The sequence below is a fragment of the Psychrobacter sp. SCQQ22 genome, from assembly GCF_015864605.1.
Taxonomy (GTDB): Bacteria; Pseudomonadota; Gammaproteobacteria; order Pseudomonadales; family Moraxellaceae; genus Psychrobacter; species Psychrobacter fozii.
This window is the reverse complement of sequence record NZ_JADYWZ010000008.1, coordinates 65,193-80,948: the sequence shown is the minus strand read 5'-3', so window position 1 is coordinate 80,948 and position 15,756 is coordinate 65,193. Positions and strand designations below refer to the sequence as shown.

General features: G+C 41.9%; 16 protein-coding genes. 7 read left to right on the top strand and 9 right to left on the bottom strand.

Annotated elements, in window-relative coordinates:
• Positions 1–151: 151 nt before the first annotated feature.
• From atpA to I6E84_RS11190, 7 genes are all read right to left on the bottom strand, one after another.
• Complete coding sequence (gene atpA, locus I6E84_RS11220) at positions 152–1,696, bottom strand: F0F1 ATP synthase subunit alpha (protein ID WP_110923628.1); 1,545 nt, start codon at positions 1,694–1,696, stop codon at positions 152–154.
• A 93-nt stretch (positions 1,697–1,789) separates the two neighbouring features.
• Positions 1,790–2,413: a F0F1 ATP synthase subunit delta gene (locus I6E84_RS11215; protein ID WP_110923629.1), complete on the bottom strand. Its 624-nt coding sequence runs from the start codon at positions 2,411–2,413 to the stop codon at positions 1,790–1,792.
• 13 nt (positions 2,414–2,426) lie between these two features.
• Positions 2,427–2,897 carry a F0F1 ATP synthase subunit B gene (locus I6E84_RS11210; RefSeq protein ID WP_110923630.1) on the bottom strand — a complete coding sequence of 157 codons (471 nt, stop codon included), beginning with the start codon at positions 2,895–2,897 and terminating at the stop codon, positions 2,427–2,429.
• A gap of 117 nt (positions 2,898–3,014) precedes the next feature.
• Positions 3,015–3,263 (bottom strand): F0F1 ATP synthase subunit C, encoded by a 249-nt coding sequence (gene atpE / locus I6E84_RS11205; RefSeq protein ID WP_010197960.1) that lies wholly within the window; start codon positions 3,261–3,263, stop codon positions 3,015–3,017.
• Positions 3,264–3,296: 33 nt separating this feature from the next.
• A complete protein-coding gene (atpB, locus tag I6E84_RS11200; protein WP_110923631.1) occupies positions 3,297–4,163 on the bottom strand; it encodes a F0F1 ATP synthase subunit A in 867 nt (288 codons plus the stop codon).
• Positions 4,164–4,848: 685 nt separating this feature from the next.
• Positions 4,849–5,247 carry an ATP synthase subunit I gene (locus tag I6E84_RS11195; RefSeq protein WP_197218060.1) on the bottom strand — a complete coding sequence of 133 codons (399 nt, stop codon included), beginning with the start codon at positions 5,245–5,247 and terminating at the stop codon, positions 4,849–4,851.
• A gap of 265 nt (positions 5,248–5,512) precedes the next feature.
• Positions 5,513–6,397, bottom strand: coding sequence for a metal ABC transporter solute-binding protein, Zn/Mn family (locus I6E84_RS11190; protein ID WP_197218059.1), 885 nt, complete (start codon positions 6,395–6,397; stop codon positions 5,513–5,515).
• Positions 6,398–6,566: 169 nt separating this feature from the next.
• On the opposite strand from I6E84_RS11190, the gene I6E84_RS11185 reads away from it, so the two are divergent.
• The 6 genes from I6E84_RS11185 (at position 6,567) to gluQRS (ending at position 12,241) form a co-directional block, all read left to right on the top strand.
• Positions 6,567–7,133, top strand: coding sequence for a transcriptional repressor (locus tag I6E84_RS11185; RefSeq protein WP_197218056.1), 567 nt, complete (start codon positions 6,567–6,569; stop codon positions 7,131–7,133).
• Between the two features lie 162 nt (positions 7,134–7,295).
• Positions 7,296–8,039: a metal ABC transporter ATP-binding protein gene (locus tag I6E84_RS11180; RefSeq protein WP_197218127.1), complete on the top strand. Its 744-nt coding sequence runs from the start codon at positions 7,296–7,298 to the stop codon at positions 8,037–8,039.
• Positions 8,040–8,138: 99 nt separating this feature from the next.
• Complete coding sequence (locus I6E84_RS11175; RefSeq protein ID WP_197218055.1) at positions 8,139–8,957, top strand: metal ABC transporter permease; 819 nt, start codon at positions 8,139–8,141, stop codon at positions 8,955–8,957.
• A 285-nt stretch (positions 8,958–9,242) separates the two neighbouring features.
• Entirely contained in the window at positions 9,243–10,091 is an 849-nt protein-coding gene (locus I6E84_RS11170) for a metallophosphoesterase (RefSeq protein ID WP_197218053.1), read from the top strand.
• 488 nt (positions 10,092–10,579) lie between these two features.
• The gene (gene dksA / locus I6E84_RS11165; protein ID WP_110923638.1) at positions 10,580–11,017 is read left to right on the top strand and encodes an RNA polymerase-binding protein DksA; all 438 of its coding nucleotides are present in this window, start codon (positions 10,580–10,582) and stop codon (positions 11,015–11,017) included.
• A gap of 297 nt (positions 11,018–11,314) precedes the next feature.
• On the top strand, positions 11,315–12,241 hold the full coding sequence (gluQRS, locus tag I6E84_RS11160) for a tRNA glutamyl-Q(34) synthetase GluQRS (RefSeq protein WP_197218051.1): 927 nt from the start codon (positions 11,315–11,317) through the stop codon (positions 12,239–12,241).
• A gap of 151 nt (positions 12,242–12,392) precedes the next feature.
• On the opposite strand, the gene ftsW is transcribed toward gluQRS, so the two are convergent.
• Positions 12,393–13,589, bottom strand: coding sequence for a putative lipid II flippase FtsW (gene ftsW, locus I6E84_RS11155; protein WP_197101973.1), 1,197 nt, complete (start codon positions 13,587–13,589; stop codon positions 12,393–12,395).
• On the opposite strand from ftsW, the gene I6E84_RS11150 reads away from it, so the two are divergent.
• Positions 13,474–13,716: a hypothetical protein gene (locus I6E84_RS11150; RefSeq protein WP_197218131.1), complete on the top strand. Its 243-nt coding sequence runs from the start codon at positions 13,474–13,476 to the stop codon at positions 13,714–13,716. The two genes, ftsW and I6E84_RS11150, sit on opposite strands and share 116 nt — an antisense overlap.
• 251 nt (positions 13,717–13,967) lie before the next feature.
• Here the strand turns inward: I6E84_RS11150 and murD are convergent, their stop codons facing one another.
• Positions 13,968–15,383 carry a UDP-N-acetylmuramoyl-L-alanine--D-glutamate ligase gene (gene murD, locus I6E84_RS11145; protein WP_197218049.1) on the bottom strand — a complete coding sequence of 472 codons (1,416 nt, stop codon included), beginning with the start codon at positions 15,381–15,383 and terminating at the stop codon, positions 13,968–13,970.
• Between the last annotated feature and the right edge of the window lie 373 nt (positions 15,384–15,756).

The following is a 15,756-nucleotide window of genomic DNA, read 5'->3' as shown; positions in this document are numbered from 1 at the left end:
AGTAATATTTTATATCTTGTGCATTACGCGTTCTAATACCGTCAATGGTTAAAACAGTGGCGCTCTATCTTGGCAAAAATCTGATCAGACAACGCGCCACTTTATCAGCTATCAAAGATAGCCATAACCAAATTCGGCTTAACCCGTTAAATTAATAACTGTGATTTTGTTTAAATGTCTCTAGAGCTGACTTTAAACGACCTGCGATATCATCGTTGTAGTTCGCAGTGTCATCAATCTCACGCATCAATTCACTCTGCTCATCATGCATATAGCGTAAGTAAGCTTCTTCGAAAGAACCAATTTTTTCAACAGGCACGTCAGATAAAAATCCTTCATTCGAAGCATAAATAACTGCTGCTTGCTCAGAGATAGACATTGGCTGATACTGCTTCTGCTTCATAAGTTCAGTCACACGCTCACCATGATCAAGCTGTTCGCGAGTTGCGTCATCAAGATCTGAGGCAAACTGAGCAAATGCTGCTAGTTCACGATACTGAGCTAGTGCGGTACGGATACCACCAGACAGTTTCTTAATGATCTTAGTCTGTGCAGCACCACCAACACGAGATACCGAAATACCAGCGTTGACTGCTGGACGGAGACCTGATGCGAATAAACTAGACTCTAGGAAGATCTGACCATCAGTAATTGAGATTACGTTAGTCGGTACGAATGCAGAAACGTCACCAGCTTGGGTCTCAATGATTGGTAATGCAGTTAAAGAACCTGTTTTACCAACAACTTCACCATTAGTGAATTTTTCTACATAAGCAGCATTTACACGTGATGCACGCTCAAGTAAACGTGAGTGTAAATAGAATACGTCACCAGGATATGCTTCACGGCCTGGCGGACGACGTAGCAATAGTGAAATCTGACGATAAGCAACAGCTTGCTTTGATAAGTCATCAAAGACAATCAGAGCATCTTCGCCGCGGTCACGGAAATATTCGCCCATCGTACAACCTGAGTACGGTGCGATATACTGTAGTGCTGCTGGCTCTGATGCTGATGCAACCACAACCGTGGTATATTCTAATGCACCAGTTTGCTCAAGCTTACGTACGACGTTGGCGATGGTCGAACGTTTCTGACCGATAGCTACGTACACACACTTAATGCCAGATGATTTCTGTGCAATAATCGCATCGATAGCCATTGCGGTTTTACCCGTCTGACGGTCACCAATGATAAGCTCACGCTGACCACGACCAATTGGGATCATAGTATCAACGGCTTTATAACCAGTCATTACTGGCTGATCTACTGACTGACGATCGATAACACCTGGGGCGATCTTTTCGACTTTGTCAGTCATCTTGGCATCGATAGGACCTTTGCCATCGATAGGATTACCCAAAGCATCAACAACACGGCCTAGCAGCTCAGGACCTACGGGTACTTCAAGAATGCGACCAGTACAATAGGCTTTTTGACCTTCTTGTAACTTTAGGAAGTCACCTAGTACTACCGCACCAACAGAATCACGCTCTAAGTTAAGCGCCATTCCATAGACTTCACCTTCAAACTCAATCATTTCGCCGTACATGGCATCTTCAAGACCATGAATCTGCACGATACCGTCAGATACTTTGACAATCGTGCCTTCATTCTTTGCAGTTGCACCCGCATCAAGGTCTTGAATACGCTGCTTAATCAGGTTACTGATTTCCGCTGGATTCAATTGTTGCATTGCCTTGTTTCCTTTAATTTATGATAACCCGCCCACTGACTTAAATGCTCTTACTATCACGCAGATATTAAATGACTGCGTTGATGAATGGCATTAGGCAGTTAGCTGTGTTTTTAACTGTTGTAACTTGCCGCGCATCGAATCATCAATGATTTTGTCACCGACTTTGATCGTAGCACCTGCCAATAGACTTGGATCAACTGATTCGTGAATCACCACACTAGCGTTTAGCGAGGCAGCGAGACGTGTTTGAATCATTTGACGTTGGTCATCCGTTAATGGATAAGCAGAAGTCACATATGCGTCAAGCTGCTTTAAGCTTACTGCCTTGTGATGACGATAATGCTCATAAACTTCAGGAAGCAGCGCCAGACGCTCTTGTTCTGCCAGCTGCTTAATAAAATTATTGAGCGCTGGTGATACTTTAGGATAGCTAATACTATTACCGTAGCGAGAACCTTTGTTCTCACCTAATAGCTGTTTAAAAGCAGAGTCGTTATCACCAGCCACTTGTGAGTCATAAAGATCAACCAAAGCAGCTGACTTATGCTCAGCCGTAACGGCTGGATTTTCTAGCCAAGTACGGAACGCTTTGTCATTGACAATTGCACCAGCGATAAACAAGAAATTTTCCCACTCGTCTACGGCCCCGTTTTCATTGGCATAGTCAAACGCGGCTCTAGCGTAGGGTCGTGCTAAGGTTGATAAGTCAGCCATTATATCCTCACAGTTACAGCTTCGCCGCCAGTTGGTCTAGCATACTGGCATGTTTTTGCACATCGACTTTGTCTTGCAAAATCTTTTCTGCACCAAGTACAGCCAGTTCAGCAACTTGAGCACGTAATGAATCACGCGCCTGATTGATTTCTTGGTCGATAGACGCTTGCGCTTGTTGACGAATGCGCTCGCCTTCCACTTGGGCCTGCGTTTTTGCATCTTCGACAAGCTGGTTGGCACTTTTATTCGCTTGCTCGATTAGAGCAGCAGCTTTAGTCTTTGCAAGAGTAAGCTCCTGCTGGACATCTTGCTCCGCGGTCGCCAGATCTGCTTTTGCTTTTTCTGCGGCATTCAGGCCTTCAGCAATTTTACGCTGACGCTCATTGATGGCACCAATAAGTGGTGGCCACACGAATTTCATGCAGAACATCACAAAGATTGCAAAAGCAATGGCTTGACCGATGAGGGTAGAATTGATATTCACGTGATCACCTCTTTGTTAATGAAAAATCAGTTTCATTGATCATATTTGATAGCCAAACTTTGGCTATGGTTAAGATACAAACTTTGACTACCAAACATTTACAACTGAGCTTTCTGATTAACCTGCTAGAGGGTTAGCGAATAACAATAGCATAGCAATACCAACACCGATCATCGGAATAGCATCAAGAAGACCTGCTACGATGAACATACGAGTTTGTAGCTGTGAGCCTAGTTCTGGCTGACGTGCTACGCCTTCTAGGAATTTACCACCTAGAATAGCAAAACCAATACCTGTGCCAAGTGCGCCAAGACCGATAAGTAGCGCTACTGCGATAACTGTGTAACCACCTAATACTGGATCCATTGATGTATCCTCATTTACCTATTGAATGTCTAATTAATGTTCAGTTGATGATGCGAGCGACATATAAACTATCGTCAGCATCATAAATACGAACGCTTGAAGTGTAATAACTAAGATGTGGAAGATAGCCCACGGTACCGATAACGCCCATTGAATCCAAAACGGCATTAGAGCAATCAGTATGAAAATCAATTCCCCAGCATACATGTTGCCGAATAGACGCAAACCAAGTGATACAGGTTTGGCTATTAGAGTAACTGCTTCTAGGATGAAGTTGATGGGAATCAAAATCGCTTGTACGATTGGGTTTTTGGCGCCAAACGGATGTAGTGTTAATTCACCGATAAAGCCGCCCAAACCTTTTTCTTTAATGCTATAAAAGATAATCAGTGCAAAGACAGAGAACGACATGCCAAGCGTGATGTTAGGATCAGTCGTTGGAACAATCTTAAAGAAAACATGATGTGGATCATGGCCCATTGCAGCACCAATTTGTCCCGCAATACCTGGAACGAAGTCGACAGGTATTAGATCCATCAAGTTCATCAAAAAGATCCAAACAAAGATGGTCAACGCCAATGGTGCAATCAGTTTTGATGTACCACTGTATGAATCACGAACGTTGTTATCAACAAACTCAACGATCAATTCAACTGCTGCCTGCATTTTGCCTGGCACGCCTGAAGTGACTTTTTTGGCAACCATCCAAAAGATGGTACAAAATAGAATGCCCAGACCAATTGACCATAGCATAGAGTCAAGATGGATAGCTTTAAAGCCCATTAGCCCCGCTTCTTCAGCAGTATAGGCAACTTTCCAACCTTCGCCCGGCAGATAGCCGTACGTCCAATTCGTTAAGTGGTGAGAGATATATTCTGATGATGTTTGCTCGGATGCCATAATGTAAGCTTCTTATTAATCAACGATTTAATCAACTACCAAAAATATGGTTGTCATCTGATGAGGTTTAGTGTTTTATTTGATGTGCTTATAAGCAAGCAAATAATTCATGCTAACGCGCTCATGTAATCAATAACATCCAACCCATAGTTCTATTACTAGTGCGCAACTCAATAGCTACAAATGAAATTTAGCTATCAAAAAAGGGCTTATGATGAATCAGTAATAGCCCTTGCATGTGTACGAAAAATTATTATATATGTGCTCGCCTACTGTCGTGTTCCACGACTGGCGCCTTATACAAGGTTTGTAAGCAAAATATTTAGCTGCCTATATTAATGCAGCGTTGTATTCGTGTAAAGTCAATTGTTACTTTTTTATCCGTTGTATGAATAAGTTAGCAACGCTTAACGTTTACCAATATAGCTTTACGGCTGTAATTTAATTGTAATAATTTAATTACAAATGATAACGATAGCGAAACTTGCCCTACCCTATCACCGCATTCTTAAATGCTACATTCATTTAGAACACTTATACCACAGTTTTTATAGTCACTAGCGCTGTCATAAGACAGATTTTTATGTTTTGACTTTTTAAAACTAGTCATAGAGAAGCTGGACGGCAGGGTGGCTTGCATAGCGTTATTAATCACAAAACCATATAAATAGTTATATGATTAACCCTAGCGTATATGCCACAACATCCAACTGTGACTAATTTGCATTACCATAAAACCGATAAACAGCGCAGGCGCAGATAGGGGTTGTACGGTAATAAAAATTAGTGCGAAACCTAACACGGCTAACAGCCATTTGGCCATCTGCCCTCGATATAGCTGGCTAACAATATGTTGGCGTGCGCGATATCCAGTATGCCAAAAGATAAAAAAAGCAAATACGGCTTGAGTAGTAAAACTTAGCAATGCACCAATTGCGGCGCTTTTCGTTACAGTAAGCTCACTATCTAACCAAATAGCATCTAGAATCCAAACAACAATTATCAGGATAAACAATATCCATGCTTGGCGTTTGATATAGATACCAATCTTATCTTTCTGCGTGCGTTTGGCAGGCTTGGTCATCGGTATTCCTATAGCCTTACAATATTGGGATAATCTAGTATCCTTTTGACACTTTTATCCGTGAATCGCTCACTCTACAGGTAATGCCTTTCAACCAAAATTAAACGCCACTTATTATAAGGAGCATGTGAGTTTTAAGCAAGCATAATATGAAATTTGTCAACTATTTAGCGTGAAAACACACCTCAAACTAGGCCACACTTCATTTCAAAGCACTTAGTTTGAGGCATGGTAACATTTATTTGAAGAATACTTCGATTTATTCCTACTTACCATCCACACAATTGTTAATTTGCTGTGCCATATTCGTCCACCCTTTTACAAAGTCTTGACTGTCGCTCATGTCTTCGATTTGTACAGAAGTACTGATTGGCTGTAATTTAGCAAGCAGTCCTTTAGAAACGACGCCTTGGTTAACCATGCACATTTGCTTAACAGGACGGTTCTCATTTAACCAACGCAATTGACTGGCTTTTGGAGAAATATGGTGATCTGGACTTAAGCTACCTGCTAGCTCTATATGCGCAGCTTTTTCAATATATTGATAGGCATCATGGTAAGCCCAATAAGGACGGTTTTTCTGTGAAGCTTGTTGTATAGTGGCAACTGCTGTATCCATACGAGCAGCGAATTTTTTAACATTGGCTTGATAAGTGCTTGCGTACTCTGGGTTAGCACGGCTATGTATCACGGCCAATGCACGAGTAATGGCTTTGGCATTTTCAGGATCTAGCCAGATATGCGGATCAAGCGTGCCTGCAATCGGCACACCTTTCACATCACGAAGTGGATAGCGGTTGAAGGCTTTAAAGTCAAACATAGCAATGGCATTAAGGGCTGTCTCTAAACTGCCAGTCAGGCTGTTTTCTAATGAAGGTCCAAACCAAACGACGAACTTACTGTCTTTAATCGCTTTAATATCGCTTGGACTAACACTTCCATGATGCCCTACATCACCTGGTTGTAAAATTCTATTGGCGGATGGTGTTCCTTCAGTCACCGCTTCACTGAGTAAAAACATCGGATAGTTGCTCACACTAACGGTTGCTGCTTGAGCATTTAGCGTTAAAAATCCTAGTAGTGCTCCAGAAACTAGCAGACGTTTTATCTTGATGATTGGACGTAGTAACTGATTGAAAGCTGAGTTCATAGTAGGTGTCTTTGGTATATGAGTGATGGTATTGAGATATCATGTTTAATGAAGAGTTACGATACAGTAGATAACAGTAAGACAGCTTATCTTCTCTTCGTTTTATTATGTTATACTATAACAATAAAAAATATAATAAAACAGCCATTTATTTTTAGGAGTCTGCACCATGTCTATCCACTCATCAGATTGTGAACATCTACATGATGCGCAAGACTTTACGCCGCATGATGTTGTCGAGCGCTTAACCGAAGCAAAAGAGCGATGCCGTTTAAATGGATCGCGCTTTACATCCTTACGTCAGCAAATATATCAGTTGGTATTAGAAGCCAATAAGCCCATCGGTGCCTATGACCTAATCACTCTATTACAGAATATGCGCCTGTCAGATTCTCAGAGCAGTGATGATAATAATAAAGAGGCTGACTCAAAAAAGTCCTCATCAAAAAAACAAACCAACAAAAACGTCGCCCCACCAACGGTCTATCGCAGCTTGGAGTTTTTATTGAGCGAAGGTTTGATTCATCAGTTAACGTCTATCAATGCTTATGTTCCTTGCTGTCATCCAAGAGCGCAACATACGGCGGCTTTTTTAATCTGTGGTCAGTGCCAGCGGGTACAAGAATGCAGCAGCTTGCCAGTACGAGAGATGATGAGCTTTGCTGAGCAAGATGTTGGGTTTGTTGTGGAGAACAGTGTTATTGAACTTAGTGGTCGATGCCAAGCTTGCCGATAACCTATCAGTCTTGTTTTCACTATTTTTAGTACTTTTTTATTGGTTTTTAATAGCAATATTCTGATTATTTCTATCTTTTACTTATCCATTCGTTGTCATATTATGAACCCATCTACTTCAATATCTAATCAGCCGCTCTCCCCTACTGCTGATAACCGTCCCATGAAAGATACCAACCAGCTGCTGAGCTTAAGCAATATCAGCTACCATGTTGGACACCAACGTATCCTTTCAAACATCGATATTGACATTGCGGTCAATGAGACGGTAAGTCTGGTAGGACCTAACGGTGCTGGCAAATCAACGTTGGTTAAACTTATTTTAGGTTTGATTGATCCGACTAAGGGCAATATCACAGCGCATCAGCCACTACAACTTGGCTATGTGCCGCAGCGATTTACCGTACCGCCTATATTGCCCTTGCGAGTCAGTGACCTACTGGGTCAAGCAAATAAAAAGCGTCTAACCGACGAGCAGCGCCAATTCATATTTGATAATTTAGCATTGACGCATTTGCTATCACGGCAGATGCTGCATTTGTCAGGTGGCGAAACACAGCGCGTCTTATTAGCCCGAGCCTTATTGGATAAACCCAATTTATTGATTTTGGATGAACCCATGCAAGGGCTTGATCCTGATACTGAGGTTTGGCTCTATCAGTTCATCGACAAGCTACCAGATTTCTTACATTGTGCCATGTTAGTGATATCGCATGATTTGCATTGGGTGATGAGAGGTAGTCGACGTGTTATTTGCCTCAATAAACATATCTGCTGCGAGGGGCAACCAAGCGAGCTGGCCATTAGCACCGAATTTAAAAAGCTATTTGGTCATTATTATGAGCAACCTTATGTGCATCAGCCACATGCTTGCCAGCATCACGCACCAAACGAGCTCGAACCATAATCATCAAAACCAAATATATGATGGCTATATCTAGCCAAATATTTTTGATATTTACTGATACTGTCTCATGCCTTTATAAAAATTTTACGGATATTTATTATGACCACTTGGTTAGCCATTATTGCTCCTGCTTGGATTGCTGGCAGTATTTTAGCACTACTATCAGCACCATTAGGGTGTTTGGTATTGTGGCGCCGTATGGCCTTTTTTGCTGATGCTCTGGCACATGGCACTTTACTTGGTGTGGCCTTAGCTGCTTGGTGGCAACTGCCGATGGGCATTGGTGTTTTGTTAGTCAGCATTGCGGTAGTGTTAGGACTGGTATTAATTGATGATGAACGCCTGCCAGCGGATGCCGTATTAGCAGTGGTGGCTGTCTCATTATTATGTTTAGGATTATTGACCTTAACCCAGCTGACAGATCAGCAAGCCAATGTATTAGGTTTTTTATTTGGTAATTTATTGGAGCTAGATTGGGCTGATTTACCTCTACTTTCGGGTAGCGTGCTAGTGGGTTTGGGCTTACTACGCTATATATGGCCAGCGCAAATTAAGCTTGCGACTCATGAAGCATTGGCACGTATTCAAGGTATCAACCCGACACGCCAACGATTATTTTTTATGGGGATATTGGCAGGGTTCTGTGCTGTTGCGCTACAGGCAGTCGGCAGCTTACTAATTAGTGGATTGTTGGTATTGCCAGCACTAACTGCACGCTTATGGGTGACATCACCAAAACAAATGGTCATTATATCTTTAGTTATTGCTCAGTTAGGTGTTACCTTAGGCGTTTGGGGCAGCATTTGGCTAGATATTCAGACTGGACTATCTATTGTATTGATATTGGCCATTTTGTTTTTTTTGGCACTGATTTTATCAAAGGTGATAACCTCAAAGTTTTGGGTGGCGCGTCATTAGCAGACTATAAAACACCGTATAAAAGAGCTCTTGCTTAATTATTCAACTTTATTTGATTAATATTGCTAGAGCTTTGTTTTACTTTATGTTATAAACTTGCCTCGACACTATTGGTATCATTAATAATAGAAAGCTGCCTATAATAGCTATTGAAAATATAGTGTAGTAACTGCGATTAAATATCATATACGATGGAAAAAGTAGTGAAAACAGATAATAGTGATTCGTTTACTTATGGTCATGTTGACAGCGTCAATTGCTCTGCTTTAATAAGGGACTGACCCAATGCCAAGCAATACTATCAGTAGCATCAGTACGCTAGATGAGCAAGTTAATATCTTACAAGTCACCGATTTACACTTATTGACACCTAGCGCTTTTATTACAGATAACGATAATATTGACAGTGATGAAGCTGCCATTTATCAGCATAGCTTTGAGAAGGTGCTTCAACAAGCCTTGAATGAAGATATTCGCTGTGATCTCATTCTCGTGACAGGTGACTTGGTCAATAAAATCATACCTACGATTTATGACCATATCTTTAAGGTATTACAAGCGACCAACATTCCTTTTGCTTGTATTGCTGGTAATCATGACGTGACTGATGAAATTGGCTGCCATTTGCCGTTTTTGCAGCGCACATTGGTTGCTCAGCCTGCTGACCCTCGTTTATTGAGCCAACATATTATTGAAACTGACTATTGGCAGCTACTACTATTAGACTCATCCATTAGTGGCGAGGTAGCAGGCAAAATAACGTCTGCTGATATGAACTGGCTATGTGAAAGACTCAGTACTTGTGATAAGCCTACGCTAATCGCCCTACACCATCATGTTATACCGGTAGACTCTGCCTGGATTGATGCTCACATGGTAGGAAATAGCGAAGATTTTTGGCAGCATATGCTAGCTTTTGAGCATCTAAAAGTAATCATTAGTGGACATATTCACCAAGACCAAGTTCGCTATCGTCAAGGCGTTTCTGTCTATACAACACCCTCAACCTGCTATCAGTTCATGCCTAACGAAGATGACTTTGCTTACGATGAAGACGCTCGACCTGGTTACCGTTGGTTGCAATTAGCCAACAATGGAACGGTTGCAAGCTGGGTTGAAAGGCTGGATACTTGATGGCCATAATTACTGGCATAAAAATAGTTTTAACCCTTATATATTAAGCATTTAGCTAACATTAACCACCTTAATATGAAGTGGATATCGAAGTAAAATAGGCACCAGTATAAAAAATCACTTCATTATTATTAGAAACAATGATACAACTTATAAAATGAAGACTGCCTAACACCTACCATTAGATACAATCATAATGGCTAGGATGGCTAAGTCGACCATAATTGAGGTTTTAACCGTCAGTGGTTTGCAGTATTTTTTAAACAAGACTATTTAAATAAAGATAAGCGTAACCATATATTTGACCATCGCTATGTTGATGTCAGCATAGCAAGATAGCCATACTATTAGATCAGCTGTGTTACTTGTGTTACCAAGTGGTAAAACGTTTTATAAATGGAAAGCATTATAGCGTTCGTAAAATTAATAACGTCTTATCTGTTGATACGTCGTTTTATTGAATTAATTTGAAAAAGTAGGATACCCATATGAGCACCGTGACCACGAATCCGAGTGAAGTGAAGTTTACTCCTTATGTGCCAGCCAAAGACGAAGAATATATGTCTGATGCTCAGTTAGAGCATTTTAAAGCGATTTTATTGGACTGGAAAAACCAACTGATTGGCGAAGCAGATCGTACCAAGACTTATATCCAAGATGAGTCAAGTGCCATGCCAGATATCAATGATCGCGCGACCCAAGAAGAAGAGTTTGCGCTGGCTTTGCGTACGCGTGACCGTGAACGTAAACTCATTCGCAAAATCGATAAATCTATGTCAGAAATCGAAAATGATGACTATGGTTTTTGTGAGACTTGTGGTGTAGAGATTGGTCTGCGTCGCCTTGAAGCACGCCCAACAGCGACTCAGTGTATCGACTGTAAAACATTATCTGAAATCAAAGAACGTCAGAACCAAGGCGCTTAGATAGGATAGCTTCAATCAAGCATAGGAAGACCATATTTAAGTACGAGCGACCATATTATTGGTCGCTCGTTGCGTTTTAGGCTATCGTTTCTTTGTTCAGTGACTTGTAGTCAATCTATCCCTATAGTGATGACAATCCCTAACGATAAGTGTTAAGAAACCAATTTTATTTTTTAGAAATAACACCTCTAACAAATTATCTCATTTAATAAATATCTTTTTTGACCCAACTTTATTATTCTATCTGAATAACGCTATCATCGATAACCACTTATTTTAAAAACGATCAAGACTCCTATGCCTACTCCTTCTCAGCCTATCGGCCGTTTCGCACCTTCACCCACTGGTGAATTACACCTTGGCTCTTTAACGACAGCACTTGCCAGCTTCTGCCATATAAAGTCATTGGGTGGTCAATGGTTACTGCGCATTGAAGATACCGATACTGAGCGCTGCGATCAGCAGTTCACTGAGCAAATCTTGATTGATCTAGAAGCGCTTGGCCTACACTGGGACGGCGATGTCATTTATCAATCTGAGCGTATTGATATCTATAATGATTACTTAAACTCTGCCTTGCATTCACTCACTTATGGCTGCCAATGCTCACGTAAAGGCTTAGAGCAATATTGGGCAAAAGAAGAACAGAGCCAAACTCATAATGAAAACCAACCAAATAGAAAGCGCTACCCACGCTGCTGTGTCGCCGCTGACCTTGATAGACAGCAGCATAAACTACGGATCCAGCTACCAGACCATAGGATTGGCTTCAATGATGGTATTCAAGGAATGCAATGGGATAACCCGCAACAAACCTTAGGTGATATGGTGGCTCGTCGCCAAGATGGCATGATCAATTATATTTTGGCTGCGAGTCTCGATGATGGCCTACAACAAGTTACCCACATCATGCGTGGCTTGGATATATTACCCATGACCACAGCACAAATTAGCATCATGAATGCTGCTCACTTACCCGCTATCGACCACTGGTATCACTTGCCGTTGATATGCAATCCTGATGGACAAAAACTCTCCAAACAAAACCTTGCACAACCCATCGATACACGCAATCCAAGTCAGTTAATCGCTCATGCACTAAAACTATTACAACAACCCGTCGTTGATAGAGATACCCCCGAAAACATGCTCAAGCAAGCCATTGCGCAATGGGACAACACACCTCTGCAGAACAAACAACAATTAAACCTGCCTAACTTATAAGAAATGATACTCAAACAAGAGGTAACAAAAAGCGCCACTCGTTAGCGACGCTTTTTTAAAGGAAACCAGATACTAGTTATCAAACATCATATTATTAAGTACGATGTAATTAATCATTATATTATTAAGAAACATGCATAATCATATAATGCTAATAATAACGACACTGGCTTTTTTCGATCTCAGGGCTTTCTTTATAAATTTTCAATAAGAGCGCAACCATCACTAGACTGATCAACATAGATGAGCCACCATAACTGAAGAATGGCATGGTCAAACCTTTGGTCGGAATCGCGCCCATATTCATCGCTGCATTGATAATCGTCTGTGCAATAAACACCACGCCAATACCAAAGGCGGTATAGCTCATACGCATCTGCCGACGTTTTAACGCATTATAACTGATACGCATCGCACTACCGATAATCAGTGCTTCGAGCACCAACACCATAGTGACCCCAACAAAACCTAACTCTTCACCCGTAATTGCTAGTAAAAAATCCGTGTGTGCCTCTGGCAAATGCGATAATTTTTGTACGCTCTCACCATAGCCAACACCCGTAAACTGACCACGACCAAAGGCGATCAAACTGCGTGCTAACTGGTAATCGGTGTCTTGCACATCATCGAACGGATCCATGAACGACATCACACGTACCAATCGATATTGCGCTGTCGTAACCATCAATACTGCGCCGCCAACGGCAGCCGCAGCCAATGCTAAGAAGTGCTTATAAGGCGCACCAGCGATATAAAAAATCGCAAAGATGGTCCCTAAAATCACGACAAAAGATCCAAAATCTGGCTGCGATAATAACAGCATGGTTATCAATGCCACTACCAACATAATTCGCAAAAAGCCATCCAAGCCATTACGAACTTCGAAAGACCGGCGCACCACAAAGTCAGACACAAAGACAATCATGACCAGCTTGGCAAGCTCTGCTACCTGAAAGTTAAAAACTCCCAGGTTCAACCAACGCTTAGAGCCATTAATAGGCGTACTAAACAAGGTTGCTACTAATAGCACGCCCGTAATACCGAGTAGCATAAATTGGGTTTCGGTCTTATATAGTGTTCGTAAGGACACACTATAATAAGGAATAGACGCGATAACCAGACCAATCGTCATATACAGCAGTTGGTTGTTAAAAAAGTACAGCTCTGTCATACCGCGACTGAGCGCAAAAGGAATAGACGCAGAAGCGACCATTAGTAAACTGAGCACCAGCATGCAGCCAACGCTCGATATCAAAACAGCACGTGCTGACGGCATAGAAAGAATACCATCAGAGCCAGCGGCTTGTTTTGATTGGGACGAGGAACGAAAAAAAGAAGGGAGCGCCATAATTTTATATACACTAACGAACGAAAAACACGGCGTCTATGAAACGCCACCGTTTAAAAAATATGAAGAAGATAATACCAAACAGATCACTTGTCTGGTTATGATTGACAGTAGCAGCAATCTATAGGCAAAACAATCATTTATACAGAAAATGCTTTCTGAGAATAAACACCAACTAAATAACATCTTACTATTCGATATTGTTGTTTATTCTCAAGCCAATCAGCTATCAAGCCAGTTAAGTATCAAGACAAATAGCCATCATCTAGTCAATTCAATATAATTTGGATACAAAGAGGGCGAGTGAAAGCACTACAAATAGTAGGCTAAGCAAGACTGACACCGTATCCAATTTATAAGGGATTGACTATATTAACCTCATTGCACACATTCTAGCTGACTAACCAACTGACTAAAGTGCTCACCGCGAGCAGCATAGCCACTATACTGATCAAAACTGGCACAAGCAGGAGACAATAGCACCGCTTGTACTTGCGATAGGCTACTTGATGTCACTTGCTGAATTGTAGCAAAGACTTTTTCTAGCGTTTGGCACTGATGTAGTGCCACATCAGCACTAATCTTCGCTGCACGCAGATGTTGCTCAATCAGTTGAGCGTCTTCACCGATCAAGAGCACTTGGCTGACGTATTGATTAATGAACGGCGTCAGCTCGCCAAATGCTTGGCCTTTACCCTGTCCACCCAAAATCAATAATAGCTTGCCGTCCTTTGGCGCATAGACCGCACCTAGCCCTTCGATTGCGGCCATGGTTGAGCCAATATTAGTACCTTTGGAATCATTAAAATAATCAATATCGGCAGCATGAGCGATATATTCACAGCGATGCTCAAGTCCAGTGAAGTGCTGTAACGTATCTAGCATACTATCAAGTGGTAAACCGACAAGCTCACCTAAGGCTAAGGCTGCCTGTGCATTGAGCAAATTATGACGACCTTTAATCAACAGTTTGTCTGCCGACAGTAGCAATTCTGTACCACGAGCAAGATAAATATGACCTTCAGGATTAATGATAAGACCATATTGGCCTTTATCAGGAGCATGAATACCTGTGCTTACTCTGGTTAAATTATCAGCGACTAACGGGCGCGTCAGTGCGTCTTCACGATTAATAACGATGGACTTGGCACCCTGAAAAACACGGTGCTTGGCTTGATGATAACCCAACATATCGCCATGACGGTCTAAATGATCAGGCGACATATTGAGAACTGTCGCTACCTGCGCACCCAAATTGGTGACGGTCTCTAGCTGAAAACTGGATAATTCCAGTACAGCCAATGCCATTTCAGGATTATCAAGTAGCGTGAGCGCTGGCACGCCAATATTGCCACCGACACCCACATTGATACCAGCATCTGCGGCCATTTGACCGACCAACGTGGTCACGGTACTTTTAGCATTAGAGCCTGTAATAGCCACGATCGGCACCGTACAAGCTTCACAGAATAGCTGAATATCACTGACCACTGGAATGTGAGCTTGACGTGCAGCAGCAACGGCTTCGGTAGCCAAAGAGATACCAGGGCTGATAATGATACGTGCTGCTTGCTGCAACAGCTCGGCATCGATTGCACCGAACTGACGGATATCAACTTCAGCTGGTAATTGATCCGCTAATTTAGGTGCTGCTTGTGCATCAGTGACTGCTACCTGATAGCCTTGCTTGGCCAGATAGCGCGCAACGGATAGGCCAGATTGCCCTAAGCCGACCACGACCTGTAGACCACTACCTTTATGAAGTAAGGCATCTGTTGCAATGTTGGTGGTCATATATATTCCTTCTATTTTACGAGCAAAATGGCATCAAGCATACCTAATCTATAAAGAGTCCAAATAATGCCTTTAAGATGAGAAGCATCATAACGGTATCGTTCAGATTTCGGTACTGGTTTTTTATGACTTTATGCTATTATGCGCCTGTTTTTATATTAAGTGGCTAGTGCTATAATAGTCGCCCTAAGCTATGAATGGTTGGGTATTCCCCCAAGCATTTTAGTTTAGCATGTTGCCACAGTTAACGCGCTATTCGCGTGTGATTGTCACTTATCTTTAACAGAGATTGGTGTTGCGGTCATGCTCTATCAAGCGACAATGTTTGTTTGACAGATTATTTACCACCCTCTACCGCACAAAGTCATTACTG